Origin of the sequence: Nonomuraea longispora (assembly GCF_004348345.1) — a bacterium.
In the GTDB taxonomy this organism is placed as follows: Bacteria; Actinomycetota; Actinomycetes; order Streptosporangiales; family Streptosporangiaceae; genus Nonomuraea; species Nonomuraea longispora.
This window is the reverse complement of sequence record NZ_SMJZ01000436.1, coordinates 1-1,274: the sequence shown is the minus strand read 5'-3', so window position 1 is coordinate 1,274 and position 1,274 is coordinate 1. Positions and strand designations below refer to the sequence as shown.

General features: G+C 67.4%; 1 pseudogene. It reads left to right on the top strand.

What is annotated here, in order from left to right:
- Positions 1–41 precede the first annotated feature (41 nt).
- Positions 42–1,274 (top strand): annotated as a pseudogene (locus E1267_RS43800) (IS256 family transposase); the annotation flags it as partial.

The window sequence follows — 1,274 nt, the reverse complement described above, 5'->3', positions numbered from 1 at the left end:
AAAAATCCCCCCATCGTGACGGCGAGGTCCCGTTGCGGGACCTGCTCGGCGATCAGGTGCTGGACCTGCTGCTGGAGCGCTCGAAAGACGGCAAGGGCGGCCTGCGGCTGACCGGCGACGGCTCGATGCTGGGCGAGCTGGTCAAGGCGGTGCTGGAACGCGCGCTGGAGGCCGAACTGTCGTCGCATCTGGGCTACGGCAAGCATGATCCGGCCGGTCACGGGTCAGGTAACTCCCGCAACGGCAGGATCGGCAAAACGGTGCAGACCGGGGTCGGGCCGGTCCGGCTGGCCGTCCCGCGCGACCGGGCCGGCACCTTCGAGCCGGTGCTGGTGCCCAAACGGACCGGCCGCGTCTCCGGCGGCCTGGACGACATGATCATCAGCCTGTACGCGCACGGCATGAGCGTGCGCGACATCCAGCACCACCTACGCCAGATCTACGAGGTCGAGCTGTCGCATGAGGCCATCTCCAACATCACCGACGCCGTCCTGGAAGAGGTCCGCACCTGGCAAGCCCGGCCACTGGAGACGGTCTACCCGGTGGTGTTCCTGGACGCCATCGTGGTCAAAGTCCGCGACAACCACAGCGTCCAGGCCAAGCCCGCCTACCTGGCGATCGGCATCGACGCCGACGGCGACAAACACGTGCTGGGCATCTGGCTGGCCAAGACCCCGCTCGATACCGCCACCGCCGGCGAATCGGCCCGCTTCTGGAACGCGGTGATGAACGATCTGCGCAACCGGGGCGTGCGCGACATCCTCATCGCCTGCACCGACGGCCTGACCGGCTTCGAAGACGCCATCCACCACGCCTTCCCGCACACCACCGTGCAAGCCTGCGTCGTTCACCTGATCCGCAACGCGCTGCGGCCGGTCGCCCGCCGCGACCGCGCCACGCTGGCCGCCGAACTCAAGAAGATCTACACCGCGCCCCGAGCAGGCCGCCTTCGACGCCCTGGCCGACTTCGCCGCCTCCACCTGGGGACAGAAGTATCCCCAGGCGGCCCGCGTGTTCGAGACCGCCTGGGACCGCTTCACCCCGTTCTTCGCCTTCTCCCCAGCGGTCCGCAAACTGCTCTACACCACCAACAGCATCGAGTCCCTGAACTACCAGCTGCGCAAGGTCACCAAAGCCCGCGGCCACTTCCCCGGCGACGACGCCGTGGTCAAGCTGCTGTGGCTGGCCATCATCAACATCGAGGACAAACGCGCCCGCGAACGCGCCGCACACAAGGAGAAAACCGGCAAGATCAAAAACTCGCCCAGCACCGC